This window comes from Rhabdobacter roseus (assembly GCF_014202275.1).
Taxonomy (GTDB): domain Bacteria; phylum Bacteroidota; class Bacteroidia; order Cytophagales; family Spirosomataceae; genus Rhabdobacter; species Rhabdobacter roseus.
In genome coordinates this window covers 377,402-403,456 of sequence record NZ_JACHGF010000002.1, presented here as the reverse complement: position 1 = coordinate 403,456, position 26,055 = coordinate 377,402, and the positions used below count along the sequence as shown (strand labels likewise).

Genomic DNA, 26,055 nt, shown 5'->3' with positions numbered 1-26,055 from the left:
TTCGCAATTCCATTGCTGCAATTGCCTCTATCCCCGGCCCTTTCTCCCGCGGAGAAAGGGAGTTTTGCAGGGTACTTTTTTGTGAAAAAGTACCCTGCGCGGTAGGCGCTCCTCCGGGCCGCCCTACGCGGGCCGCCCTCCGCCCTTACCCCCATGCCCTCTGCGGCGCGCCCTACTCACCAAGTACCCCCAGGATAATCCCGCAGGCTTCGTCCAGTTCGGCTTCGGAGATGATGAGCGGCGGGGCCAGGCGCATGGCGTTGTCGCAGAAGAGGAACCAATCGGTGATGACGCCGCGCTCGATGCAACGGTCGATGACGGACTTAAGTACCCCAAAGCTTTCCATTTCGGCGGCCAGCATCAGCCCTTGTCCGCGAATTTCTTTGATCGACGGGTGCTGGAGCCGGGCTTTGATCCGCTGGCCGAGCGCGTGGGCGCGGGAGGGTAGTTGATTTTCCCGGATCACCCGCAAGGTAGCCAGCGAAGCCGCGCAGCTGACCGGGTGTCCGCCGAAGGTAGTGATATGGCCCAGAATGGGTTTTTCTTTGAATACCTGCATGATCTCGGGTGAGGCCATGAAGGCCCCAATGGGCATGCCGCCGCCCATGCCCTTGGCGCTCACGAGTAGGTCGGGGTAGATGCCCGTGGACTCAAAGGCCCAGAACGTACCCGTGCGGCCAAAGCCCGTCTGGATTTCGTCCAGGATGAGCAACGCTCCTACCTCGGTGCAACGCTGGCGCAGGGCCGCGAAGTACCCCGCCTCAGGTACCCGCACGCCCGCTTCGCCGCTAATGACCTCGATGATGACGGCGGCGGTACGTTGGGTTATGTTTTCCAGATCAGCGATGGCTCCGTGGCGAATGTGGCGAATGCCCGGCAGCAGCGGACGAAAATTTTGCTTGAAAAACTCGGCCCCGGCCAGGCTCAGCGCGCCCTGCGTGGCCCCGTGGTAGGCGTTGTAGCACGACACAAACTCGTGCCGACCCGTAAAACGCTTGGCCAGCTTCATGGCCCCTTCGATGGCCTCGGTGCCTGAGTTGGTAAAGTACACGTTGCTGATGGTGCCGTAGGGCGAGGGGTACCTGGCGTCGAGTCGGAGCGTATCGCTGAGGGCCTCGGCCAAAAGTACCTGTGGGCTCTGCACGTACTCGCCGTACACCATCAGGTGCAGGTACTTGTCGAGCTGCTGCTGGATGGCCGAAAGTACCTCCGGATGCCGGTGGCCCACGTTGCTGACCGCAATGCCCGAGATGAGATCAAAGTACCTCTGGCCGTTTTTGCCGTACAAAAATACCCCCTCGGCGCGGTCGATTTCGAGGGCCAGGGGGAAGTCGGAGGTTTGGGCCAGGTGGCTAAAAAAAAGTTGGCGCGGCGTGACGTGCATGATGAAGGTACTTGGTAATTGTAGCCGCAAAGGTAGGGAAAAAGTACCTATTGCTGACAGTGGGCAGAGGGCAGGGGGTACTTTGCAGAGGGCGTGGGGTACATTGCATGGGGCATAGGGTGCGGGGCATAGGGTACTTTTGTTTGAATGCTAAAAACACCCTTTGCCTAAAAGCCTCTATCCCCAGCCCTTTCTCCCGCGGAGAAAGGGAGCTTGGACGGAGCGCCTCCGGCGCAGAGAACTTCGAACGTTCAACTCCAAACTCTTCTGAACTTTAAACTACCCCACGCCCTTCCCCCTCTGCCCTCTGCCAAAAAGCCCTACGCAAAAAAGCACGCGCTGCCGCCTACCCAGGTGAAGTCCTTGTTGAAGCGGACGCCGATCATTTCGCCGCGGCTGAGGCGGCTGAGGCTGGTCAGCAGCTGGGGGCGCGGGGTCTCGTCGGGCCAAATGTAGAGCATCCGGATTTCGCACTTCACGAGGCCGTCGGGGGCCTGGATCACCGGCTCGTAGCTTACCTTCTGCTGCAAAATGTAGTTTTCAGGGTCGGGGATGCGCTCCAGCTCGGCCTGGCTGGGGTGGAGCTGCACGCCCGTACCCGCAAAGGAAAAAAGCGGCTTGAGTACGTACTGATCCAGGTCGGTGGGGTACTTTCCCTGGTAATCACTGAGGTACCTGGTGGGCGGTACGTACGGACTTTCCAGCAGCGGCAGCGTGAATTTACTGATCCGGAAAAACCAGTTGGGGTGCCCCACCCAGGTTACGTCCACGTCGTCGGTGAAGCGGTAGCTGGTTTCCAGGTCCGGAAAATTTTGCAGGTCGTCGAAGATCAGCCGGTTGTAGATGCGCTTGACGTGGATGCGCCGCCCGTCTTTTTCGTAGTACAGGTACCTGCCTTCCCGGATTAACTTGGTGTAGCACACGGCCTTCACGCCTAACGTGGCTTCCGTGACGGCGAAGTCGATGCGGGTTTTTTGTTTTTCCGGAAAAATCTCCAATAAAATCACCTGCTCCGGATCTTCGTCCGCCACGATGAGCTCGCGCAGCTTTTGTACGTATTCGTCGTAGGTACTTACGCCAAAGGCATAGCTGAAATCCTCGGGCACGGGAAAGTACCTCCGGTAGGCTTCCGACAAGTACCCCTGGTAGGCAAAGATGGACGGAAAGCCCTGCAACTCGATGAGCTGGGGCGTGAGGGCACCGGTCTCGTCGCGACAAACGGCGAAGTCGATGGCCAGGAAAGACGTGTGAGCATTTTCGTTTGGTACCTGCTGGTGGGAGGGAATGGCGCGGTCGGTCCGGCTTTTAAAGTCGGGGGCCACAAGTACCTCGATGATCCCCTCGCAGGCTTCGATCAGTTTTTCCTTGAGGTCCGCCGGTACAAACACCGGACTTTCGGCCAGGCGGAAGTCGAGCTGGCCGGGGAAATCGTGCTCGATGCTACGGGCCAGTGCTTCGTAGCGCGCTTGGGTAAAAGCCTGGTTGTAGGTACTTCGGGCTGCCGGGATCATGGGGTAGGGTCGTGGTTAGGCCGGTTGGGTGGACAAAGTCTGGGCGACGGCCCGTTTCAGGAAATTGGGCAGTACCACCGACTCCGTCAGCAAAATCTTTTCGGGATCGTTCAGGTGCTCGATCATGTCGTTGTACTTGGCTTCGCCGTGGTTTTTAATGATCTGCTCCTTTTTTTCTTCCTTCAAAAAGTACCTCAGCATCCCCTCGGCGTCGGCTTCGGGGTGAAACTGGGTGCCGAAAATATCCTTGGAAAAACGGATGGCCATCAGCGCGCGCTCCAACTTCACGTGCGGACGAATTTTTTCCAGGCAAAGTACCTTGGCCCCGAGGCTTTCCAGCGCGGGGTAGTTGGGTTGAATCACCTGGTAGTCGCGCGAGTCGACCACCCAGAAGGGATCTTGGAGGCCGCTGAAGAGCGGCTCTTTAAGCCCGGCCTGCGTGAGGTGCACGGGGTAGGTACCAAAGGAGGTGGAGCGGCGCTTGCCCACGTGGCCGATGTTCCAGTGCAGGCAGGCCATCTGAAACGAATGACAAATCAGAAACAACGGCTTCTTGACGCGCTGGCGGCGGTCGGCGTTGTAGGCCCAGAGGTGATCCAGAAAATGGAAAAATTTCCGCTCCCAGTGCGCGCCGGTCAGCGACGGGCTACCGGGCCCGCCCGTGGATATATAGGCGTCGAAATCCAGGCCAGGTACCTGCTCGTACTGCCGCACGTCGAATACTTCGTAGGTAATTGGCAAAGCTTCTTGTTGCCCAAAATCAGTGATGATTTTCTTGATACAGCGCATCCCTTCGTTCTCCACGCCGTTGTACAGGTCCAGGATCGCGACGCGAAAGGCTGCTTTTTCCTTATTCATTATTAGAGGGTTAAATAGCTTTTGTTTGAAAGTACTTCATCCTCACAAAACTAATAAATGCCCAGCTTAGTTTCCGACACGATGTAATCCACCACGGCGTTCATGTCGTTGGTTTCTTCAAAAACCGCCAGTTGGCGGTCGGCCCCGGTACCGTGCTCCAGGATTTGGTGCACGTATTCTACTTCCTTCCGGCTGCCGAGCTCGTCCACTACGTCGTCGATGAACTCCAGCAGTTCCTGCGCCAGCAGTTTAAACTCCACCTCCTCTTGCTTGCCGAAGTCGATGAGCTTGCTGTGGATGCCGTAGCGAGCCGCCCGCCACTTGTTTTCGTTGATCAAGATGCGGCGGTAGGGGCGGAAGTTGAGGTTTTGCTTGTGGAGCTTGTAGAGCTTGGCCACCAGCGCTTGCATCACCGCCGCCAGGCAGAGGGTTTCCTCGACGCGCATGGGTACGTCACAGATCCGGAACTCGACGGTGTTAAAAAACGGATGGACCCGGATATCCCACCAGATTTTCTTGCCGTTGTCGATGCACTTGGTTTTTACGAGCAGCTTCACGTACTCGTCGTACTCGTTGGCCGAAGCAAAAAAATCGGGAATGCCCGTGCGCGGAAATTTGTCGAATACCTTGGAGCGGTAGGATTTGAAGCCCGTGTTGCGCCCGCACCAGAAGGGCGAGTTGGTCGAGAGTGCGTAGACGTGCGGCAGAAAGTACCGTACGGCGTTCATGATCTGGATGGCCTCGTTGCGGTTTTCGATGCCCACATGCACGTGCAGGCCAAAGATGAGGTTGCCCCGCGCCACGTCGCGCATTTCGTCGATGAGCTCGTCGTAGCGCGGATCTTCCGTAATGAGCTGATCGACCCAGTCGGCAAAGGGATGGGTACCCGCCGCGGCCACCTGCAGGTCCTGGTCGCGGGCCAGGTCCAGGATCATCTTGCGCAGGTAGGTTACTTCCTCGCGCGCTTCGTGAATGTTGTGGCAAATGTTGGTACCTACCTCCACCACCGCCTGGTGCATTTCGGCCTTTACGCGTTCTTTTAAGGTAATTTTCCCGCCTTCCACCAGCTTCGACATGTGCGAGCGGAGGTTGCGGGTAACCGGGTCGATGGTCTGGAATTCTTCTTCAATTCCCAGGGTGAAGGTATTCATAGCGGTAGCGTTAGGGTAAAAACCATCACTTCTTTTTAGGGGCTTTGGCCGGTGCTTTTTTAGGAGCGGGGGGGACTTCGGGAATGGGCGTTCCGGCCACGGCCGAAATGGGTTCCTGAGGTACTTTGGCGGCCTTGGGTACTTTGCTGACGGGCACTGGCGGGGCAGCTTTAGGTTCTTTGCCAACCACCGTGGGCTTGGCGGCTTTGGGCTTTTGGGCCGGGGCGGGTACTTCGGGTGTCTGCTCCGCGTTGGGGTTGCCGAAGGCGGCATCGCGCACAAAAGTACCCCAGGTCAGGTTGTTTTTTCCGGGTTGCTGCTTTTTAGCGCGCTCGATGGCCATGTTGGCCGCCGTTTCCACCACCCATTCAAAGTTGTCGTGGCCCACGGAGTACACGTCGGCGTCCGGGGCGGGGTTACAGAAGTCGATGGCGATGGGGATGCCGTCGCGCACGGCAAATTCCACGGTATTGAAGTCGTAGCCCAGCGCCAGGTTGAGCCGCAGCACGTAGTCGTGGATGGTGGCCAGCAGCTTTTCGGCGGCCGGACCGGTGGCTTTCATTTCGGCGGCGTAGCGCAGGTGGTGCGGATTGCGGGGCTCGTAGGGCATGATGCGCACGTCCTTCTGGCCAATGCAGTAGCAGCGGAAGTAGTCTTCGAACTTGATTTCTTCCTGCAGCATCATCACCAGCTGGCCGGTTTCGCCGTGCTTGTTCCAGAGGTCCTGCGGGTCGTTGACCTGGTACACGCTCTTCCAGCCGCCCCCGGCGTGGGGTTTCATGTAGGCCGGAAAGCCTACATACTCAAACATCGCCTCCCAGGCCAGCGGGAAAGCCAGGTTCCGGAAGGAGGTTTCGCCGGTGTCGGTGGGGCGCTCGTGCGAGGGCAAAAGAACCGTTTTGGGTACCGGTACGCCAATTTGCTCGGCCAGGCAGTTGTTGAAAAACTTTTCGTCGGCGCTCCACCAAAAGGGGTTGTTGATCACGGCCGTGCCGCAAAGGGCGGCATTTTTCAGGTAGGCTCTATAGAAAGGTACATCCTGCGAGATCCGGTCGATGATGACGGCGTAGTCGGTGGGTTTGGCCTGCACCACCTGGTCGATGGACACGGCCTCGGCCACAATGTCCTTTTCACCTTTGCTGTTCACCCGCTCCACAAAAGCCTGCGGGAAGGTATTTTCCATGCCGTGAAGTATGCCAATCTTTTTCATAAACAAGGGGTATTTTGGGAGTTGTTGGTAAAGTATTTTTTAAATTGAATTTTAAAAAACGCGGGCAAGGTAGTCGGGAAACATCTGGTGCCAGAGCGGCCAGTCGTGCTTTTGCCAGCCGCGTACGTCGAGCCAGTGGTCGATGCCCTTACCGCTCAAGATGCCCGACATGCGCAGGTTGGCGTCGTAGCAGATGTCCCATTCGGCGGTGCCAAGCACAATTTTCATGTGGCCGTAGCGCCAGCCCTGCTCGTTGGGTACGTAGTCCACGGGGTTGTTGAAGTACACGTTGTCGTCGTAATGGCCCTCCAGAAAGCTGCGCATATCAAAAGCACCGCTCAGGCTGAGCAGGTACGCCACCTGCTCCGGGTGCCGGAAGGCAAAATTGAAAGCGTGGTACCCGCCAAAGCTACAGCCGGCCACACCAATTTTTGCTACGGCGCATTCTTGTTGAATTTTGGGAACTAATTCATTAGTTAAAAACTTATCGTACTGCATGTGGTTGAGCACGCGCAGGGGCGGAGGGAGGTGCTTGGCGTACCAGGAGTCGGCGTCGATGGAGTCGACGCAGTAAATCTTGAAGGTACCTGCTTCGATCAACCCTCGTACGGATTCAATCAAACCCATATCTTTGGCTTGGTAATGACGCCCCAGCGTAGTCGGGAAAAGCAGGATCGGGTACCCCCAATGACCGTAAACCAGCATCTCGACGTCGCGGTCGAGGTGGTGCGAGTAGTATTTAACGTATTGTTCTTGCAAAAGCGTAGCAGGATTTATTAAAAAACAGGTTGGGAAAGATACAAAACAAAACCAAAGAAGCAAATCGGGTTTCTCGAACGGGTTTTGGCCCGAGGTTGACGCTGACGTACCCGAAAAATAACGGACGCTGGCTCCGGAGGGTACTTGCGGTAGCCATGATGGGGTACTTCGCCAGCCCGCAGGTGGTGGCGCAGCAGGCTACGATCCGGGGGAAAGTCATCGACGGCACCACCAATCAGCCGCTGGAGTTTGTGTCGGTGTACCTCAATACCACTACTATAGGTACCCTCACCAACGAGAAGGGAGACTTTTCGATCCCGGCCCGGGTGGCGGGCAAGTACGAGCTGGTGGTGTCGATGGTGGGCTACGAGCCGATCATCTATGCGCTGGATGTCAACGAACTTCCGGCTTCGTTCTTATTTAAACTAGCTCCCAAAGATTACGCCCTGAAGGGGATCACGGTGAAAGCCAAGCGCGATCAGGAATGGTACCGGAATCTGGAGGTTTTTAAGGAAAACTTCCTGGGGCGGGGCGACCTGGCCCGCCAATGCAAAATCCTGAATCCGGAGGTACTTATCATTGTGTTTGATCCGGAAACGGGTACTTTGAAAGTAGAAGCGAAAGACGCCATTCAGATCGAAAACCTCGCCCTGGGCTACAAGATCAGCTACTTGTTGGTGGGATTTGAGTACCTTACGCGTGAGCGCTTCATCTCCTACCTGGGGTACCCGCGCTACGAGCTCATCACAGGCAACGCCCGCCAGCAACGCCGCTGGGAGCGTAATCGCCTTACGGCCTACCATGGCTCCACCATGCATTTTGTGCGGGCGCTGCGCCAGCAGCGACTGGAAGAAGAGGGCTTCAACCTCCGCCGCCTGATCCGAATGCCTAACCCCGATCGGCCCAGCCCGGAAGCCTTTGAGCAAGCCCGCGCACAGCTGCGCGCGCGGGGCGACTACGACCAGGTACCTGAGGATGATCCCATTAAAGTAACCTTATCTAAAGCCAATCTGCCCGAGGTACTTGAGCGACTCGACACCGCCAAAGTACCCTACCAAAACTACCTCCAGCGCGACAGCAGCGGCGTTCGGATGGCCTTCGAGGGGTACTTTCAGGTGGTGTATACCGGTGAAAAAGAGGAATTTAGCTACATACATTCCACGAGCGGGCCTGGGCCGACGCGCCGTCCTACTTTCCAAACATCCGTACTTTCACTCCAAACCGAGTGGGTGCAGCTGGATGAGCTGGGGGAGTTCAATCCACCGCTCGGGGTTTTTGTGGAAGGCTACTGGGGCTGGGAGAAAGTAAGCTACTCGCTGCCCTTTGATTACCGGCCAGACCCGCAGGTACCTTAGTGAATTTTGCGCTTTAGGTACCTTAGCAGTTGGTAAGCCAACCTTATTTTCTTTACTTGGCTATTATTTCAACCAAAAAAAGCGAAAGTCAGGTACCTAGCAAGAGGTACCTGTTCGTCATAACCTCTATTGAATTCTACCTTTACCTCCTTCGGCGCGTTTCCTTCGGTTCAGTCAGTTACCCACCAGGTATCTTCCCGGCACCTGGGACGGGAAGTCACGCTGACGGTCCTGCTGCCGCCGGGGTACGACGCCTCGGCGCGTAAGTACCCCTTGCTCCTCGTCCACGACGGGCAGGATTTTCCGGCGCTGGGCCTGGCCGAAACGCTACAGGTACTTTATCAAGAGCAGGCCGTGGAGCCGCTGATCGTGGTAGGTACCCACGCCAACCACGACCGTATTTATGAGTACGGCACGGCCCACCAGCCCGACTACGCCCAGCGCGGTAATAGAGCCGCCGCCCATACCCAGTTTGTGCTTGAAGAATTGCTCCCTTTTCTGGAAACTCACTTCTGCGTAAGTACCCAGCGCGAGCAGCGCGCCGTGGCGGGCTGCTCGCTGGGCGGGCTCATGGCCCTGGATTTGGCCTGGAACAACCCTCAGTACTTTTCGCGGGTGGCCGTATTTTCCGGCGCCCTCTGGTGGCGCTCCCGCGCCCTGGATAACGGCTACGACGACCAGGACCGGATCATGCACCGCCAGATCCGGGAAGCAAGTACCCGGCCTGAGCTAAAGTGCTGGTTTCAGGTAGGTACCCTGGACGAAACCGACGACCGCGACGGGGACGGCGTCATCGACTCCATCGCCGATACGCTGGACTGCATTGCCGAGCTGGAACGCCAAGGGTACCGCTGGGGCCGTGACGTCAAGTACCTGGAGGTACCCGGCGGCGAGCACAATCCCGCAACCTGGGGTAGGGTACTTCCCGATTTTTTGCGCTGGGCGTTTCCGGGCCAGGGGCCTGGCGCGTAGGGTATCGGGCTTCAAGGTACTTTTATCTAAAAGTACCTTGAAACTCCCATTCTCCGCCGCAGAACGAGGCTTTCTTACGATGTTCGGTTTACTTTTATTGTTAGATAAGTACCTCCAAGCCCCGCTTTGCCCCGATGACTATTACTTTCTTCTTACAGTTTTATTAATATATATAAATTAATTATATATTTACTTTATCTATAAAAAAGTACCCCCACATTTATTTTTTTTCAACAAGTAGCCAAGCGTGCTCATGCGAATGCTTTTGATTTTCATGTGTTTTTGGACTACCCTTTCCCACGGACAAGGTCACCCTCGGAAATCAGAAAAGGCGTTTACCGGGGCTAACGTTATTTTGGTTGATACGCCCTTGTCGGACCTCGAAACCTACCGCGTGGTACAGCAAATTCTGGCTGCCGAAGGAAAACCGCTGGCAAAAACAGATAGTAGCAGCTACGTCCTGACTACCGAAATCTTCACGCTTACGCCCAATTACGACATGCAATTAAGCGTACAGCTCAAGGACGGAGAAGTCAGCCTCCGCGGAAATTCATTTGATCAGGCAGGTACTTCTTTGGGTACTTCCTGCAACTCGGTACTGACGGGATCAGCCCGTTCTTTTGCTTACCTGAACTACCTGGCCTTAGTCCTGCAAGCCAGACTTAAAAGCCCAAAAATCCGCTACGCGCTCGAGTAGTAGGTAGGGGCTAAGGGCATAGGGTTTTGGAGTACTTTTTCAAAAGTACCTTATAAATTCCTTTCCTGCGCCGGAGAAAGGGCCTGGGATAGAGGCAATTCCATTGTGGCAATTCCATTGTGGCAATTCCATTGTGGCTTTTTTATTACAAACTACTCAAAAAAGCCATCGTGTCCACTCCGTCGGCGTAGTTGAAAAGGCCGGGCTGCTGGGCGGTGCCGGGTGGTAGCGCCTGGGAGAGCTCCGGCGAGGTACTTACCACGCACTGCGTTTTTTCGGCGTTTTGTTCCAGTAGCTGCTGCACGTCCCCCAAGGATTTGTAGGTTTCGTAGTAAAGTACCGCCAGCGGCGACACCGGGCTGGGGTTTTCGGTCAGGAGCAGGAAGCCGTTGTCCAGGTGGGGCGTGCCGTTCACGAGCAGGATCGACTTATTGTACTCGTAGTTATTAAAGTACTTGTGGTGGTTCAAGCAGTAGTCGCGGAGGGGCTCGATGGCCTCGTAAAAAGTTGAAAAATCGTACCCAACCGGTAGGTACAGCTTGGCTATGTTGCGGCAGCCCAGGCCGTAGTACTGCAAAACATCGTGTCCCAGCGCCAGGAGCTCTTCCTGGCTTTCGTGCCCTGTAAGTACCCCCACGGAAACCCGGTTTTTACGGATGATGTTTGGCTTCTTGGAAAAATAGTACTCAAAGTACCTCGCGCTGTTGTCGCTGCCGGTGGCAATGAACGCGTCGGCGTCGTTGAGCCGCTCCACAAATTGCACGTACGGCTGGAAGGCGGGCTCGATCCGGACCAGTTCCGCGAGCAGAGCTGGTATAAGTATCCGGTCGTCCTGGCTGAGCTTGGCCAGCAGCACGTGCCCGCTGATCAGCACCGACAGGGCATCGTGAAAACCCACCGCCGGTACGTTGCCCGCCATCACCACGCCAATCTTTCGGTTTTGCGCGGGCTCGGGGTACGTATCGGCCCAGGCGGCTAGTTTGTCGGCGTCGAGGTACTCGCGGGCAAGGGCGCGCAGGGAATGCAGCACGTTTTCGGTCGTAAACCAGGTGTTGGTGTGGTGGGTGCGTTGGGCCAAATAGTCGAGTTCGGGTTCAAAGTCGGGCGACAAAAGGAGTTCTCCGAGCTGGGCAAAAGCTTTATATCGTTGGGTTCTGGGTATCATACTACTAATTTATGGAAAAATTATACAGAAAACTTCTTAGCAATTTTCTGATTGCCTTGAAACTATAAATAGTTATATTTGTTGATTAATACTAGTGAATGTCGAACAAATATAAACAATCCGACGACCATGGCTATAATGATAACCGACGAATGCATCAATTGTGGTGCTTGTGAGCCGGAATGCCCTAATACCGCAATTTACGAAGGTGGGGTAGAATGGACCTGGGGAGATGGCACGAGCCTCGACGAAGTGGACTTCGGCGACGGGACTATCGTGAGTGGAAAAGCTAAACAAGTACCTGTATCCGACGAATTCTACTATATTGTTTCCGATAAATGTACCGAGTGTATGGGTTTTCACGAAGAGCCACAGTGCGCGGCGGTATGCCCGGTGGACTGCTGCGTACCGGACCCGGATCACGAAGAAGAGGAAGAAACTTTACTAGCGAAAAAATCCTGGCTGCACGCCGAATAATGGATCTGTAGCTTATTAGACTTTGCCAGCCCGCTGAAACAGCGGGCTTTTTTTGTGCCCTATACTCCGCATCTGGTAGCGCGGCTCTATAACTATAATGATAAACCCTCCGGTTGTAGAAGATCAAATCTTTGAATAAATATTCTGACTTTCTATCGTATTGCAGAATATTATTTATTAGTAAATTTATTTAAAATCTGTCATTTCGTTTTAAATTTAAAACATAAAATTTAAATTTTCCATGAATATTAGTGAATTCTAACCATTTCAAGTAGCAGAGTATTTGATAATAACCATAAATAGTTAATCTTTGCCAAAGAAAATATAGTAACCCATCTATCCATCTTAACAAAATAATATTATGAAGAAAATTTATTTTACAGTATTATCTATGCTTGTGCCTTTTTTGGGTTTTGCTAAGGAGGAAGACAAGAAGAACGACAAGAAAGAAGGTGTAGAAGAAGTAAAAAAAGCCGAGGACACTAAAGAGGAAGACGAGCAAAAAGGCGCGTTTTCTTTCTCGGGTTACCTGGACTCCTACTACATCGGCAATTTTAACCGGCCCGCTTCCCGCTCCAACATGGGCGTAGCCAACGCCCGCGTGTTTGATCAGGTTTCGGGACAATTCCAGCTGGGACTGGCCCAGGCGCGGGTGGCCTACACCAACGCCAAGTCAGAGGCCGTAGTGGATCTGACGTTTGGACCCAACGCCGATTTGGGCAACTACGGAAACGCCGAGCTCTTTGGTGGTTCCAGCAGCTCTCTAATCATCAAGCAAGCTTATTTTACCTACAACTTCACCGATAAGTTCTCGATGACGGCCGGTCAGTTTGGTACCCACATTGGCTACGAGGTGATTGACGCTCCCGTCAACTTTAACTACTCACTTTCGAACCTCTTCAACAACGGTCCTTTCTACCACACGGGTCTGAAAGCCACCTACGCTTTCTCGGATCGCGCCTCGTTGATGCTGGGTGTGGTGAACAACGTGGATGGCCTCGGTGATAACAACCGTCAAAAAGGGTTTATCAGCCAGCTTTTCTTTGCTCCCGTAGAAGACTGGAGCGTGTACCTGAACTTTATCAATAGCAACGAAGCCAGCGAAGCCGTACCTTCCGTACCCGCCGACAAAGCTTTCTACCGGGTACTTGACTTGACGACCAGCTACCAAATTACTGAGAAATTCTTGTTGGGTTTGAACGCCGCTTACGGGGCGCAAAAAGGCGATTTCCAAGGTGGTGGCGGTCCTTCTACGAGCAAAACCTGGGGTGGTGCTGCCGTTTACGCCAACCTGGCCCTGACGGATATTTTCGGAATCGGAGCTCGCTACGAGCATTTTAACAACTCAAGCGGCGTACGTGGTTTAGTAGACGGCCGGGGTGATGGTACTTACGTAAACTCCTACACCCTGACGGGCAATTTTACCCTGGCCGACGGACACATCCTGTTGAAGCCGGAGATTCGTCTCGACAGCTATCCTAAAATTGGCGGTGGTGGTGAATTCCAGCAATTCGAAGACGCCGACGGCCGCTTCACCAAGAATAGCCAAACCACATTAGGCATGGCGTTCATTTACAAGTTCTAAAGCTACAGTGTAGCACCCATCCATCTTCTTAACCACCCTCTATTTAATTAAGTAATACAAAGTAAGTACAACCAAAACCATCCTGAAATTATGCAAAAACCTAACTACATTCCTCTTCTGATTCTGTTGGCAGTGAGCCTTCTGGGGGTGTTCATTCCTTCGGTCCCCAGTCAGATCGTCACCGAAGGGCTTGACACGGGCGATACCGCCTGGATGATAGTCGCTTCTGCTTTCGTATTGTTGATGACCCCCGGTCTGGCGTATTTTTACGGCGGAATGGTGAATACGAAGAACGTTATTTCAACCATGCTACAGAGTTTCATCGCCATGGGCGTCATTAGCGTAGCCTGGGTAGTAGTAGGTTTTAGCCTGGCCTTCGGCGATGACATCGGAGGGGTATTCGGAAATCCCATGACTCACTTTATGTTCCGGGGCGTCCTGGATGGCCCTTTGATGGGGACGATTCCGTTGGGTTTGTTTGCTTTCTTTCAACTCAAATTTGCTGTGATTACGCCCGCCCTCGTTACGGGTTCTATGGCCGAGCGCGTCAACTTCCGCTCGTACGTGCTCTTCATGATCCTGTTCAGCGTATTCATCTACTCGCCGCTGGCCCACTGGACCTGGCATCCCGAGGGTATCCTGTTCAAAATGGGGGTACTTGACTTCGCGGGCGGTACCGTGGTACACATGTCGGCGGGTTGGGCGGCCCTGGCGGGTGCCCTGTACCTGAAACGCCGGAAGTCGCACGTGGAGGCCAGTGTACTGCCTCCGGCCAACATTCCCTTTGTACTACTTGGCACCGGCTTGCTGTGGTTTGGCTGGTTTGGATTCAACGCCGGTTCCGCCTTGGGAGCAAATGCCCTGGCCGTTTCGGCTTTTGCCACTACCAACACCGCCGCTGGAGCCGCAGGTTTGGCCTGGATTCTGTTTGACGTAGCCAAAGGCAAAAAAGTATCCGCGCTGGGCTTCTGTATCGGAGCAGTAGTGGGCTTGGTGGCCATTACGCCCGCCGCTGGCTTCGTGACCGTGCCCGTGTCTATCTTCATCGGAGCCATTGCGTCCATTACCAGCAACTACATTGCCCATCTGCGCACAAAATCTACCCTGGACGATACCCTGGACGTATTCCCTTGCCACGGTGTAGGCGGTATGGTAGGGATGGTCATGACGGGTGTTTTCGCCACCAGTGGCATCAACGCCGCCGTGACCGACCAAGGCCTGGCCTACGGCGAAACGACCCTGTTCTTCAACCACATGATTGCCCTGGTGGGTGTGTCCGTGTTTGCCTTCGGGGGTTCTTGGATTCTGCTCAAAGTGACCGATATGATCCTGCCGATGCGCGTATCGGAGGAGGACGAAAAAGTAGGGCTGGATATCAGCCAACACGACGAATTCATGGTAGAGGCCTAGTACGAACCTCTGCTGCTTGCCAGCAAAACCACAGTACATCTGTGGTTTTGTTGTACTTCGAGACGTTGCCTGCTTTTGCGGGCAACGTCTTTTTTTGCCAGGTACTTTCATAAAGTAAGCACCCTGGCCAGAAGCTTAAAGCATTTGAGCCAATAATTGATAGGAGTGCAGACGAGCCGGGTGCTCGGTCATCAGATCCTGGATGATGAGCTCACGGGCATCCACATCGCGCGTCAGCGCTTCCAGCTGATCATGCACTTGCTCCGGAGTACCGGCCAGGAATTTGGGCGGAATACCCGAACCGGGCAGGTACCTTTCCAGGGGAGGCAGGCCCCCCAAAGCATCCACGGCGCTATCCGGGTCCAGGATGGGGGCATTGATATTTCCCCGCGACAGGTTGCGGTACATCACGTGCACGGGGGCAATCTGCCGACGCGCTTCCGCTTCCGAATCGGCGCACACCACGTGTACCGCCAGTCGTACTTCGGGTTGTTGAATGCCCGCTTCACCGTCGGCGGGTCGGAAATGATCCCGGTACTGCTGTATGATTTCGGGCGTAGCCTGCTGGTTGATAAAACCGGCGAATACGTAGCGCAGCCCCAGCTGTGCCGCGGCCGAAGCGCTCCAGGTACTTGATCCCAGCAGGTGAAGCTGGGGGAGGGGGCGCATGGTATGCAACGGGCTACGGGCAAAGGGGTGGTCTTCGGGAAAGCTGTTTTCGAGCCAGGCCACCAGCTCGGCTAGCTGCTGGTTCGAGTCGCTCCGAAATTGTTTTTCACGGTCTTGCTGGAGGGCGAAGTCAAGTACCGGCCCCGTGGTGGCTCGTCCGGCTCCCAGGTCGATGCGGCCCGGATAGAGTTCGTTCAACGTGCAGAACACCTCGGCTACTTTGAAAGGACTGTAATGATTGAGCAATACCGAGCCGGAGCCAAGGCGTATCGTGGAGGTGTGGGCGGCCAGGGTAGCGATCAGTACCTCCGGTGCGCGGCCCGCAATGGAGGCACTGCCGTGGTGCTCGGCCACCCATACGCGCTCGAAGCCCAGCTGCTCGGCCAGCTGCGCTACTTCAATGCTGTGCAAAAAGGCATCGTGCCGGGTTTCTCCGGGTAGCACGGTGGATAAATCGACAATGGATAATTTCATGGACGGTAAGTAGGTAGTTCCTTTCAGAACACCAAACGCCCGCTGGCGGGTTGCAAACGGGCGTTTTTTTATTGGAGGTACTTTTGCGTCTTAATTCTCCTGAAAGAAAGTACCCTTGGAAAGTACCTTTAAATCAATGCGCAAGTACTTCTTCCGGCTCGGATACTTCCATGAGCCCGTGCTCGTTGAGGTGGGTTAGGTATAACGCCTTGGTTTCATTGACCAGCAGGGGATCGTACTTGGCCACCACCCGCACGTAGTTTTCGGTAAAGCCCTGCATGAGGCCATCCTGTACGTAGTCTTCAAAAAGCACAAGGGCTGAGGTACCCTGCTGCTGCTCATAGAAGTACCTTTTCTTCTTTTCCGAGAGGCTGTGAAGCATCCGCGAACGCTCGGCCCGTTCGGCTTTGGGTACCACGGGACGAATGTCCAGCGCGGCGGTATTGGCCCGCTCAGAGTAGGTAAATACGTGCAGGTACGACACGTCCAGGTCGTTGAGGAAGTGGTAGGTATCCAAAAAATCGTCGGGCGTTTCGCCGGGATGGCCCACGATCACGTCCACGCCAATGCAGGCGTGCGGCATCAGGGCTTTGATCTGCTGCACCCGGTCGGTGTAGAGTTCGCGGCGGTACCGGCGGCGCATCAGCCCCAGGATGCGGTTGGAACCCGACTGCAGAGGTATGTGAAAATGCGGCACAAAACGCTGCGACTGCGCCACAAAGGCGATGATTTCGTTGGTGAGCAAATTAGGCTCGATGGAAGAAATCCGAAAGCGGGCGATGCCTTCCACCTGGTCCAGCGCTTTGATCAAGTCCAGAAAATGCTCTTTTCGTTCGCCCGCCTGTATGCCAAAATCGCCGATGTTAACGCCCGTGAGCACAATCTCTTTCACACCCCGCTCCGCAATGTCCCGCGCCGACTGCACCACGCTGGCAATGGTACCCGAGCGGCTTTTGCCGCGCGCCAGCGGAATGGTACAGTATACGCAGGGATAATCGCAGCCGTCTTGCACTTTCAGGAAGGTACGCGTGCGGTCGTTGAGGGAGTAGGATACGTGGTATTCGAGTGCTTCCTCAATGGGCGAGGCCAGCACGCGGGCCCTGGCCGCGGAAGGTACTTTCTCGAAAGTACCCAGCAGCTCCACCAGCCTGAATTTCTCGGCGGCACCCAGTACGGCGTCTACGCCCGGTATTTCGGCAATCTCGCGGGGCTTCAACTGGGCGTAGCAGCCTACGATGGCCACGTAGCCGTCGGGGTTGATCTGCTGCGCTTCCCGCACAATCTTCCTGCACTTTTTGTCGGCGTTTTCGGTGACGGAGCAGGTATTAATAATAAAAATATCTGGTTGCTCGTGAAATTCTACCTTTCGGTACCCTTTCTCTTCAAAGAGACGGGACAGCGAAGAAGTTTCGGAATAATTCAGCTTACAGCCTAGGGTATAAAATGCTACTTTCTTCATTTCCAAGTAAAAATATCCCGCAAATTTACGAATAATCACGTCAGGATTACAACACATGCCGCCTTTGGTTCTATGGGGGTTTTCAGTAACAATAGCCGTAGCAGGTACCTTTCCGGGTTTCGTGCCTGTTCGCGCCAAAGGCCCAAGTACCCTGGCGGATTGGCTGGGTGTAGTGCGCAGAGGTGGGAATAGATATAATCATGTACCTTGCAAAAGAGTGAGGTTGCTGAAAAATCGTTTAGGAGTAGCTCATAAGTATTCTATATTTTTCAGTACTTGCAGCGCGATAGTTAGTATTGACTATAAGTAGGCCGCGGGTTAATCCCACTTTTGGGTCTAATTACGTTTCTCCGATTCATTTATATCTTATTTTATTTAAACCATGACGTTTCGTTCCAAAGCCATTGAAGTAGCACAGAGCCGCCTGGCCCTGCACCTGGCCCCCCCTCCCGAAAAAATCACTGAGTTGTACGGCATCAACACCTTCAACGAGGAGGTCATGCGGGGGCTGCTGTCGCCGGAAGCCTACATAAAAATTTCCAATGCCATTCGTTCCGGCTCGAACATTGACCGGGAGGTAGCCGAAGAGGTAGCCACCGCCATGAAGTCGTGGGCCATTTCGAAAGGAGCCACGCACTACACGCACTGGTTTCAACCTTTGACGGGTACCACCGCCGAGAAGCACGACGCTTTTTTTGACCTCAGCAGCAACGGCAAGGCGCTTGAAAAATTCAAAGGAAGTGCTCTGGTGCAGCAAGAGCCCGACGCCTCTTCCTTTCCGAGCGGTGGCCTGCGGGCTACCTTCGAAGCCCGTGGCTATACCGGCTGGGACCCGAGCTCACCGGCCTTTTTGATGGACAACGGCGCGGGTGGAAAAACCCTCTGCATTCCTTCGGTTTTTATTTCCTACACCGGCGAGGCGCTAGATTATAAAGCACCGCTGCTGCGCGCCATCAACATGCTCGACAAAGCGGCCACCGCGGTGTGCCAGTACTTCAACCGGGATGTGTCTAAGGTGACGGCCACGCTCGGGGTGGAGCAGGAGTATTTTCTGGTAGACAAAGCTCTGTACTACGCCCGCCCTGACCTGGTGATGTCCAGCCGGACGGTTTTTGGGCACAGCCCCGCGCGCGGCCAGCAGCTGGAAGACCACTACTTCGGTTCTATCTCACCGCGGGTCAACGCCTTCATGGTTGATTTTGAGTTTGAAGCCCTGAAACTAGGCATTCCCGTCCGGACCCGGCACAACGAGGTAGCACCGGGACAGTTTGAGTGTGCCCCTACCTTTGAGGAAATCAACCTGGCCGTGGATCACAACGCCCTGCTCATGGACCTGATGCAAAAGATTGCCGAGAAGCATAATTTCAAGGTACTTTTTCACGAGAAACCCTTTGCGGGCATCAACGGCAGCGGCAAGCACAACAACTGGTCGATGTCGACCGATACGGGCATCAACCTACTGGCCCCCACGACCAAGCCAAAGGAAAACCTGCGCTTTTTGACGTTCCTGGTCAATGTCATCAAGGCCGTGCATGACCACGCGGATCTGCTGCGGGCTTCGATTGCCTCGGCCGGCAACGAGCACCGCCTGGGCGCCAACGAAGCGCCACCGGCCATAGTATCGGTTTTCCTGGGGGCCGACCTCACCAAGATGCTCGAAGAGCTGGTAAGCCGGGGTGAAATTACCGTCGAGAAAGGAGAGAATTTCTATTATAAACTGGGAATCAATCGTATACCCAACCTGCTTCGGGACAACACCGACCGCAACCGGACGTCTCCTTTTGCCTTTACGGGCAATAAGTTTGAGTACCGGGCCGTGGGCGGCAGCGCCAACAGCGCCTCACCCATGATCGTGCTGAACTCCATCGTGGCCAAGCAACTACTGGCCTTCAAAAAGGAGCTGGATGAGCGCCTGAGCCGGGGTGAAGAGAAGAAAATTGCGGTGGTAGAAATTTTGAAGCAGTACTACCTCGATTCTAAAAAGATTCTTTTTGAAGGCAATGGCTACTCGGAAGAGTGGGTGCAGGAAGCCGCCAGCCGCGGACTTTCCAACATCGCGACCACCTACGAAGCACTCCGCGAGTACGTAAGCCCCGCGGCCATTGAGACGTTCGAGAGCATTGAGGTACTTACCCGGCGCGAATTGCACGCCCGCTACGAGATTGAGTTGGAAAATTACATCAAGCGCATTCAGATCGAATCGCGGGTGATTGGTGACCTGGCGCTCAACCACGTGGTTTCGACCTGCGTCAAGTACCAGTTTAAGCTGGCCCAAACGGCCCGTTCGCTCACCGACCTGGAGATGGTAGACGAAGCCGCACCGATCAAGGAAATCATCAAGGATATTTCGGATCACGTGGTGGTGATCAAGCGATTGGTGTACGAAATGGTAGAAAGCCGCAAGCGGGCCAACAATATTCCTGACTCCACCGAGCGCGCCCGGCTGTATACGGAAGAAGTCAAAGATTACTTTGACAAGATCAGGTACCACGTCGATAAGCTGGAGCTCCTGATCGACGACGAAGATTGGCCTTTGGTGAAGTACCGGGAAATGCTATTTATCAAATAAGTACCCCCCAAAACCCGCACCTCGATGTGGGTTTTGCTCTTTTACGAGCTGCGAAGTCCAGGTTTACAGCGCACCGCCGAGGTACTTACGGAGGTACCTTGTTGTGATTTAAATCAAAAGATGTAGGTATATTCCGGCAGAACACTTATTTTCAAGTCGAAGTGGTGTTTCGTTCAGACGAAGCCTTGCCGCCGAAGCTATTGGAGGACCAAAAATTGCTATTACTTTTGTGAAATGTGTCCGTAACGAACAAATTATCTAACATCCATTCAGAAACTAGTCCAACTATGAATCCCGGATTTGATCCAGAAGAAATCGCCCAGCTAAAACGGGAGTGCAAGGCCGAAAGCCGAAACTTTATTTACGTGGAAGACGAGTTTGAAGACGAGGAGGGAAATAATGAGCACGCGCATGTTCAGTTCGTAGGGTACTTCCAGACCAGGGAAGTGATTTACGACGCCTTGTTGTATACGTTGCGGCTCCACCACGCCACCCTGGTGTATGACCTGGCCCTGGAGCGGGCTCAGAAGCTTTACCCTAAATACGTATCGCCCGACGAACGAACCATTGACTACGTGGAAGACCCGGACATGGACGAAGAGGTAGAAACCTTGCTGACGGAGTACATCGAAGAGATTGAGGAAAATGAAGAAGTGAAGGTGAGTGAGCACGTGGAGATTGACAAAACGTTTGAATACGGCGTGGGGCTCGAGGTTGGCTTGAATAAAACCGAAATTACGGAGAAAGTCATTGATGATTTCATCGCGCTCTTCAACGCCGATCGGCTGCAGCTGGATCCGGGCGTCTATTCTTTTTCCAGCGAAGAGGAGGACGACTAGTTGCTCACAGGTACCTAGCCAGGTACTTTGTAAAAGTACCAAATACCCATCAAAAAGGCCTTCGGAAATTTCCGAAGGCCTTTTTGGTATTGTATGATTGGTTCGTTCAGCCTAAACTTGGGCCGTTTTTACGGTTTTGATAATCCGGGCAGCTACTTTGTAGGGGTCGGCGGCCGAGTTAGGACGACGATCTTCCAGCCAGCCTTTCCAGCCGCGGTCTACGGTAGCGATGGGGATGCGGATGGAAGCACCGCGGTCCGAAATACCGTAGCTAAACTGATCGATCGACTGCGTTTCGTGCTTGCCCGTGAGGCGCAGGTGGTTGTCAGCACCGTAGACGGCGATGTGCTCGGCCACGTAAGGAGCAAACGACTGGCAAATGATGTCGTAGGTTTCTTTGTTACCAGCTGTTCTCAAGGTGGTATTCGAGAAGTTAGCGTGCATACCCGAGCCGTTCCAATCGGTAGCGCCCAGTGGCTTGCAGTGCCAATTGATAGCAACTCCGTACTTCTCACCGATGCGTTCGAGCAGGTAACGGGCAATCCAGATCTGGTCGCCGGCTTCGGCGGCACCTTTAGCAAAAATCTGGAATTCCCACTGTCCGGCGGCTACTTCGGCGTTGATCCCTTCCACGTTCAGGCCAGCGTCCAGACAAACGTCCAGGTGCTCTTCTACAATTTCGCGTCCGAAGGCATTATTGGCACCCACCGAGCAATAGTACGGGCCTTGCGGAGCGGGGTAGCCGTTGGCCGGGAAGCCCATAGGGCGGTTCGTTTCGGGATCCCACAGGAAATATTCCTGCTCAAAGCCAAACCAAAAATCATTGTCATCATCTTCGATGGTAGCCCGTCCGTTTGACTCGTGGGGCGTGCCATCCGCATTCAATACTTCACACATCACCAAGTACCCGTTCTTTCTTTGGGGATCCGAACAGATGTAGACAGGCTTCAGAAGACAGTCAGACGACCCGCCGGGAGCCTGCTCGGTGGAAGAACCATCGAACGACCACATGCCGCAGTCTTCCAGTTTTCCACTGAAATCATTTTCAATTTTAGTTTTACTCCGAAGGCTCTGAGTTGGCTTATATCCATCCAGCCATATGTACTCAAGTTTAGCTTTTGCCATAATGGTACTAAAAAAAGAAGGTGTTAAATGACTTGTTACGTATTGCAATACAATAATAGTGCATCTAGTTAATTTTATAAAATATTATCGAACAAAAAATAAAAAATAGTTCTATAAAGTTGGGCTTATAGTACTATTTTGTGTTTTATCTGTGATATTTTTATCAAACTGGAACAGGTTTCGTTTTTTGGAGTATTCGAAGTAATATTCTACTAACTAATAATTATTATAGTTACTTTTTACCATCCTTTGACCAAAAAAGTAAAAAATTCAAAAAAATACGTTTCAAATGCTATTCGTACCATACGGGTGTGAAGCGGGTGCGCCCGGACTTGCAGGAATGGATTGTTTTTGTAATTTGGAGGCGGCTAACGGAAGGTACCTTGGCAACATGCTCTCAAGGTACCTTCCGTTTCATGATGAGCAGCCCCGATTGATTTTTTTTGTATGCATCTTTTTTACCAACCCGATAATGCTCAGTCCGTACTAACCGGCGACGAAGCACACCACTGCGCCAGGGTACTTCGGTTGGCACCCGGAACTACCATCCGGGTTACGGACGGAAAAGGAGCGCAGGCCGAATGTAGGCTAACTACCGTCACCGACAAGAAAGTGATATATGTAGTAGAGAAGCAGCTAGCCACCACGCCAAGGCCCTACCGGATCGTCATGGCCATTGCCCCAACCCGTAAGCTCGAACGAAACGAGTGGATGGTCGAGAAAATGACGGAGCAGGGCGTCGACGAGATCCACTTCTTTGTGTCGGAGCACACGCACCTGGAGAGCTTCAACCGGGTAGTGAACCTCAGCCGCCTGGAGCGAATCGCGGTGTCGGCCATGAAACAGTCGCAGCAGGTTTTTAAGCCGCGGATTTTGTTGCACCAACGCTACGCGGATTTTGTGAGGAACCTCTCGGAGAGTGGCTCGCTGAGAGGCTCGGAAAATAATCAGTTCATTGCGTACGTTACCGATACGGAAAAACCCGACCATTTGCTCCGGCAGGTACAAGCCGGGGGTACTTCCGCGGTATTGATTGGCCCCGAAGGTGATTTCTCACCGGAGGAAATAGCCCTGGCGCTGGGGAACGGCTTTAAGTCCGTATCCTTGGGCGAGAGTCGGCTCCGCACCGAAACGGCGGCCGTACTGGCTTGCCACGCGGTTCATTTGGCCAATTTGACCTAATACTTTATATAGTTAAAACAATTTCCCTGCCTGGCTTGTATGCCTATTAGCATGAGAAGAACATCCTATTTATACCTGCTCCTTTTTTTGGGCGTCACCAGCCTGACGTACGGGCAGTCCTCGTTTAAGATTGCCAAGCTGAAATACGGCGGCGGCGGCGATTGGTACGCCAACAAAACCTCCCTGCCCAACCTGATCCGGTTTGCGAATGCACAGCTCCGGATGAATATTTCCCCGGTGGAGGACATCGTGGAAGTAGGAAGCCCCGAATTGTTTTCCTACCCGTTTGTGCACATGACGGGGCACGGCAATGTAGTCTTTACCGAGGCGGAAGCCAAAAACCTGCGCAACTACCTGCTATCCGGCGGATTTCTGCACGTCGATGACAACTACGGCCTGGACCCTTTTATTCGTCGGGAAATGAAAAAGGTTTTCCCGGAGCTCTCGTTCGTGGAGCTTCCCTACAGCCATCCCATCTACCACCAGAAATTTAAGTTTCCGAACGGACTACCGAAAGTGCACGAGCACGAGGGCCAAACGCCCCAGGGCTTTGGGCTAATTTGGCAGGGTAGGTTGGTATGTTTCTATTCGTACGAGTGCGATCTGGGCAACGGCTGGGAAGACCAGAGTGTTTATAATAACCCCGAGGAGCTGCGCCAGCAGGCCCTGCGCATGGGAGCCAATTTATTGGACTACGCCATGACTACCTTGTAGGCCAGGCTTGTTTAGTAATACATTACTGCTATTTTTGTAGGATATTATATAGTTTAAGTTAATTTTAAGAAACGCCCATGTACGCCGTTATTGCCGCTTTTGTAGGTCACTGGTACCTGTCCCTTTTTTGCCAAACATTCTTTTTGCATCGTTACTCAGCCCACAAAATGTTCAGGATGAACAAGTTCTGGGAGCGATTTTTCTACCTGTTGACCTACATCTCTCAGGGATCTTCCTATCTCAGCCCGCGCGCCTACGCCATTCTTCACCGGATGCACCACGCCTTTAGCGACACCGAGCGCGATCCCCATTCCCCGCACCACACCAAAAATGTGTTTACGATGATGTGGGAAACTAAAGATATTTATAATGCAGTACTGAACCGGAAACGGGCCGTAGAAACCCAGTTTGACCGCAACTACCCCGAGTGGCGTCTGATCGAAAAGCTGGGTGATTCGTGGGTGTCGAGGTTAGGATGGGGCATCCTGTACGCCGTTTTTTACGTCCTGGCTTACGTTTACCTGGATATGCACTGGGTGTTTTTCCTGCTGCTACCCATTCATTTCCTGATGGGACCCATCCACGGTGCCATCGTGAACTGGAGCGGCCACAAGTACGGGTACCAGAACTTTGACAACAACGATAAGTCCAAAAATTCCCTGATTGTCGATTTCCTGATGATGGGCGAGCTTTTCCAGAACAACCACCACAAGCGGCCCAACTCCCTGAACTTCGGCTCCCAGTGGTTTGAGTTTGATCCTACCTACCCCGTGATTAAGCTCCTGAGCAAACTGAAAATCATCGAGGTTCGGAAAAAGGAATAAAAGGTACCTTTAATAAAGTACCTTCCTTAAAGAACGCCCCCGACATCTGCCGGGGGCGTTCTTTATTTTAGGGTTTTGGGCTGAGTGAATACCTTAGGTACCTACCAAAAAACTTTGGCAGATGTGGATGACATCTGCCAAGTTTGCTTATTAACACCACAAAAATTGAAAATCGGATCGGGAAGTAGCATGGCTCGTGCCCAGCGTAAAACTGGGTTTTATCGGAAGTACCTTCTACTAGGTACAAAGTACCTTCCTAGTCCTTAGAATGGCGTTAAAATAGCGTTAAAAGTTGCTTAGTTTTGAAAAAAAGTAAGCACGAAGGTAGTTCCTATCCCAGACCGCGGGTCAATCTTCACGGTACCTTGGTGTAGCTTCACGATGCGCTCAACCAGGGACAGGCCAATGCCGTACCCTTTGTCGTTGGCGGTATTGACCCCGCGGTAGAAGGGTTGGAAAATGAGCGTTTGGTCTTGCTCGGGTATTCCCTTGCCGTTGTCCGAAAACCGAAGCTCCACCTTTTCCTTCGTCGCATTTAAATTGACCTGCACCGAAGCATCGTCCGAAAACTTGCAGGCGTTTTCCATGAGGTTCAGAAAAGCCGTCTTGAGTAGGGTAGGGTTGGCCAGTACTTCGAGCCAGGTGTCGTCTTCGGGCAAGTCGTCGAGGTTGAGCTGAATGCGGTACTGCTGGTTGGCCTGGACGAGCGTCGTACGGGCGTCCCAAAGCAGCTCGTCTACCCGTACGATTTCGGTCAGTGCGTCGCGGCGGTCTTCGCTCACCTTGGCCAGCTCGAGCAGCGAGTTGGAGAGCTGGGACAGCTCCTTAATGTCTTCCAGCACCGAGCTCAGGGTACTTTGGTATTCCTGGGCCGACCGCTCCTTAAGGAGGCTTACCTCCAGCTGCGAGCTCATTTTGGTGAGGGGGTTTTTCAACTCGTGCGACACGTTGGCCACGAAGGTTTTCTGCATCCGGAAAGCATTCTCGATGCGGTCGAGCAAGTTGTTAAAGGTCGTGGTGAGCCGACCGATCTCATCCTTTTGGTTGGGTACCTCCAGGCGTGTATCCAGCTTCTGGGGCAAGATACCCTCTACTTCGTTCATGACTTTAGAAATGGGCAGGAGGGCGCGTTTGGAGAAAAACCATCCTGCCAAGGCTACGATGGCCGTGACCACCACATACAGAGACGCCAGCAGCGCACGGAGGTTGTCGAGATTAATCTGTCCGTACAAATCCTGCGCGCCCAGCAACACCACCACCCGGTTAAAGGAGTACTTATACGTGATCCCAACTACCTTATAATCGCCGTCGGTGTAGCTGATTTGTCCGGCTTTCCGAACCTCATCGAGCCAGAAATTGGAGACCAGGATGGCCGGAGTATTGGTATTTGCGTAAATGAGACGGTTTTTTTCGTCAAAAATCAGAATGTTTTCATTATAAATAAGGTCGCGGCTGGATTTGTCCAGGATCTTCATCAGCTCGGTATCTACCTGCCTTACCCGGAGCAGCAGCTCGGCCGTGGAGATGGCTTTCTGCCGTAACCGAACGTAAAAGTCTTCGTTGATATTGATAAAAGAAAGGTAGTAAATGGCCAGAAAGGAAACGAGCAAGATGCCGCTCACCAACAGGGTAAACTGAACCGTAAGTCGGGTGCGGATTTGCATGG

The 26,055-nt window shown here is 53.6% G+C and carries 22 protein-coding genes; 11 read left to right on the top strand and 11 right to left on the bottom strand.

Annotation, left to right across the window (positions count from 1 at the left end; translation table 11 throughout):
- Positions 1–172 precede the first annotated feature (172 nt).
- The 6 genes from HNQ92_RS06730 to HNQ92_RS06705 all read right to left on the bottom strand — a co-directional run bounded on the left by HNQ92_RS06730 (position 173) and on the right by HNQ92_RS06705 (position 6,873).
- On the bottom strand, positions 173–1,384 hold the full coding sequence (locus HNQ92_RS06730; RefSeq protein WP_184173741.1) for an aspartate aminotransferase family protein: 1,212 nt from the start codon (positions 1,382–1,384) through the stop codon (positions 173–175).
- A 320-nt stretch (positions 1,385–1,704) separates the two neighbouring features.
- Positions 1,705–2,895 carry a hypothetical protein gene (locus HNQ92_RS06725; protein ID WP_184172463.1) on the bottom strand — a complete coding sequence of 397 codons (1,191 nt, stop codon included), beginning with the start codon at positions 2,893–2,895 and terminating at the stop codon, positions 1,705–1,707.
- A 15-nt stretch (positions 2,896–2,910) separates the two neighbouring features.
- The gene (locus HNQ92_RS06720; RefSeq protein WP_184172461.1) at positions 2,911–3,753 is read right to left on the bottom strand and encodes a type 1 glutamine amidotransferase; all 843 of its coding nucleotides are present in this window, start codon (positions 3,751–3,753) and stop codon (positions 2,911–2,913) included.
- Between the two features lie 50 nt (positions 3,754–3,803).
- Positions 3,804–4,904 (bottom strand): carboxylate-amine ligase, encoded by a 1,101-nt coding sequence (locus HNQ92_RS06715; protein ID WP_184172459.1) that lies wholly within the window; start codon positions 4,902–4,904, stop codon positions 3,804–3,806.
- A gap of 25 nt (positions 4,905–4,929) precedes the next feature.
- Complete coding sequence (locus tag HNQ92_RS06710; protein ID WP_184172457.1) at positions 4,930–6,114, bottom strand: ATP-grasp domain-containing protein; 1,185 nt, start codon at positions 6,112–6,114, stop codon at positions 4,930–4,932.
- A 51-nt stretch (positions 6,115–6,165) separates the two neighbouring features.
- Positions 6,166–6,873, bottom strand: a complete 708-nt coding sequence (locus HNQ92_RS06705) for an esterase family protein (protein WP_184172455.1) — start codon at positions 6,871–6,873, stop codon at positions 6,166–6,168.
- Between the two features lie 29 nt (positions 6,874–6,902).
- On the opposite strand from HNQ92_RS06705, the gene HNQ92_RS06700 reads away from it, so the two are divergent.
- The 3 genes from HNQ92_RS06700 (at position 6,903) to HNQ92_RS06690 (ending at position 9,897) form a co-directional block, all read left to right on the top strand.
- Complete coding sequence (locus HNQ92_RS06700; RefSeq protein WP_184172453.1) at positions 6,903–8,228, top strand: carboxypeptidase-like regulatory domain-containing protein; 1,326 nt, start codon at positions 6,903–6,905, stop codon at positions 8,226–8,228.
- Positions 8,229–8,357: 129 nt separating this feature from the next.
- Entirely contained in the window at positions 8,358–9,200 is an 843-nt protein-coding gene (locus HNQ92_RS06695) for an alpha/beta hydrolase (RefSeq protein ID WP_184172451.1), read from the top strand.
- A 355-nt stretch (positions 9,201–9,555) separates the two neighbouring features.
- The gene (locus tag HNQ92_RS06690; protein WP_221307399.1) at positions 9,556–9,897 is read left to right on the top strand and encodes a hypothetical protein; all 342 of its coding nucleotides are present in this window, start codon (positions 9,556–9,558) and stop codon (positions 9,895–9,897) included.
- A gap of 145 nt (positions 9,898–10,042) precedes the next feature.
- On the opposite strand, the gene HNQ92_RS06685 is transcribed toward HNQ92_RS06690, so the two are convergent.
- Positions 10,043–11,062: an acyl-CoA reductase gene (locus HNQ92_RS06685; protein WP_184172447.1), complete on the bottom strand. Its 1,020-nt coding sequence runs from the start codon at positions 11,060–11,062 to the stop codon at positions 10,043–10,045.
- Between the two features lie 129 nt (positions 11,063–11,191).
- On the opposite strand from HNQ92_RS06685, the gene HNQ92_RS06680 reads away from it, so the two are divergent.
- From HNQ92_RS06680 to HNQ92_RS06670, 3 genes are all read left to right on the top strand, one after another.
- The gene (locus tag HNQ92_RS06680; RefSeq protein WP_184172445.1) at positions 11,192–11,539 is read left to right on the top strand and encodes a 4Fe-4S dicluster domain-containing protein; all 348 of its coding nucleotides are present in this window, start codon (positions 11,192–11,194) and stop codon (positions 11,537–11,539) included.
- 391 nt (positions 11,540–11,930) lie between these two features.
- Positions 11,931–13,124 (top strand): porin, encoded by a 1,194-nt coding sequence (locus HNQ92_RS06675; RefSeq protein ID WP_184172443.1) that lies wholly within the window; start codon positions 11,931–11,933, stop codon positions 13,122–13,124.
- Between the two features lie 90 nt (positions 13,125–13,214).
- Positions 13,215–14,534, top strand: coding sequence for an ammonium transporter (locus tag HNQ92_RS06670; RefSeq protein ID WP_184172441.1), 1,320 nt, complete (start codon positions 13,215–13,217; stop codon positions 14,532–14,534).
- Between the two features lie 135 nt (positions 14,535–14,669).
- Here the strand turns inward: HNQ92_RS06670 and HNQ92_RS06665 are convergent, their stop codons facing one another.
- Together HNQ92_RS06665 and mtaB are read right to left on the bottom strand one after the other, a co-directional pair.
- Positions 14,670–15,677 (bottom strand): MsnO8 family LLM class oxidoreductase, encoded by a 1,008-nt coding sequence (locus HNQ92_RS06665; protein WP_184172439.1) that lies wholly within the window; start codon positions 15,675–15,677, stop codon positions 14,670–14,672.
- 133 nt (positions 15,678–15,810) lie between these two features.
- The gene (mtaB, locus tag HNQ92_RS06660; RefSeq protein ID WP_184172437.1) at positions 15,811–17,136 is read right to left on the bottom strand and encodes a tRNA (N(6)-L-threonylcarbamoyladenosine(37)-C(2))-methylthiotransferase MtaB; all 1,326 of its coding nucleotides are present in this window, start codon (positions 17,134–17,136) and stop codon (positions 15,811–15,813) included.
- Positions 17,137–17,518: 382 nt separating this feature from the next.
- Between mtaB and HNQ92_RS06655 the strand changes: the two genes are divergently transcribed.
- Entirely contained in the window at positions 17,519–19,705 is a 2,187-nt protein-coding gene (locus HNQ92_RS06655; protein WP_184172435.1) for a glutamine synthetase III family protein, read from the top strand.
- 287 nt (positions 19,706–19,992) lie between these two features.
- On the top strand, positions 19,993–20,544 hold the full coding sequence (locus tag HNQ92_RS06650) for a hypothetical protein (protein WP_184172433.1): 552 nt from the start codon (positions 19,993–19,995) through the stop codon (positions 20,542–20,544).
- Positions 20,545–20,655: 111 nt separating this feature from the next.
- Here the strand turns inward: HNQ92_RS06650 and HNQ92_RS06645 are convergent, their stop codons facing one another.
- Complete coding sequence (locus HNQ92_RS06645) at positions 20,656–21,669, bottom strand: glutamine synthetase beta-grasp domain-containing protein (protein ID WP_184172431.1); 1,014 nt, start codon at positions 21,667–21,669, stop codon at positions 20,656–20,658.
- Between the two features lie 447 nt (positions 21,670–22,116).
- On the opposite strand from HNQ92_RS06645, the gene HNQ92_RS06640 reads away from it, so the two are divergent.
- From HNQ92_RS06640 to HNQ92_RS06630, 3 genes are all read left to right on the top strand, one after another.
- A complete protein-coding gene (locus tag HNQ92_RS06640; RefSeq protein WP_184172429.1) occupies positions 22,117–22,851 on the top strand; it encodes an RsmE family RNA methyltransferase in 735 nt (244 codons plus the stop codon).
- Between the two features lie 51 nt (positions 22,852–22,902).
- A complete protein-coding gene (locus HNQ92_RS06635) occupies positions 22,903–23,565 on the top strand; it encodes a DUF4159 domain-containing protein (RefSeq protein WP_184172427.1) in 663 nt (220 codons plus the stop codon).
- 77 nt (positions 23,566–23,642) lie between these two features.
- On the top strand, positions 23,643–24,389 hold the full coding sequence (locus HNQ92_RS06630; RefSeq protein WP_184172425.1) for an acyl-CoA desaturase: 747 nt from the start codon (positions 23,643–23,645) through the stop codon (positions 24,387–24,389).
- A gap of 296 nt (positions 24,390–24,685) precedes the next feature.
- Here HNQ92_RS06630 and HNQ92_RS06625 read toward each other — a convergent pair whose 3' ends face one another.
- Positions 24,686–26,053 (bottom strand): sensor histidine kinase, encoded by a 1,368-nt coding sequence (locus tag HNQ92_RS06625; protein ID WP_184172423.1) that lies wholly within the window; start codon positions 26,051–26,053, stop codon positions 24,686–24,688.
- Between the last annotated feature and the right edge of the window lie 2 nt (positions 26,054–26,055).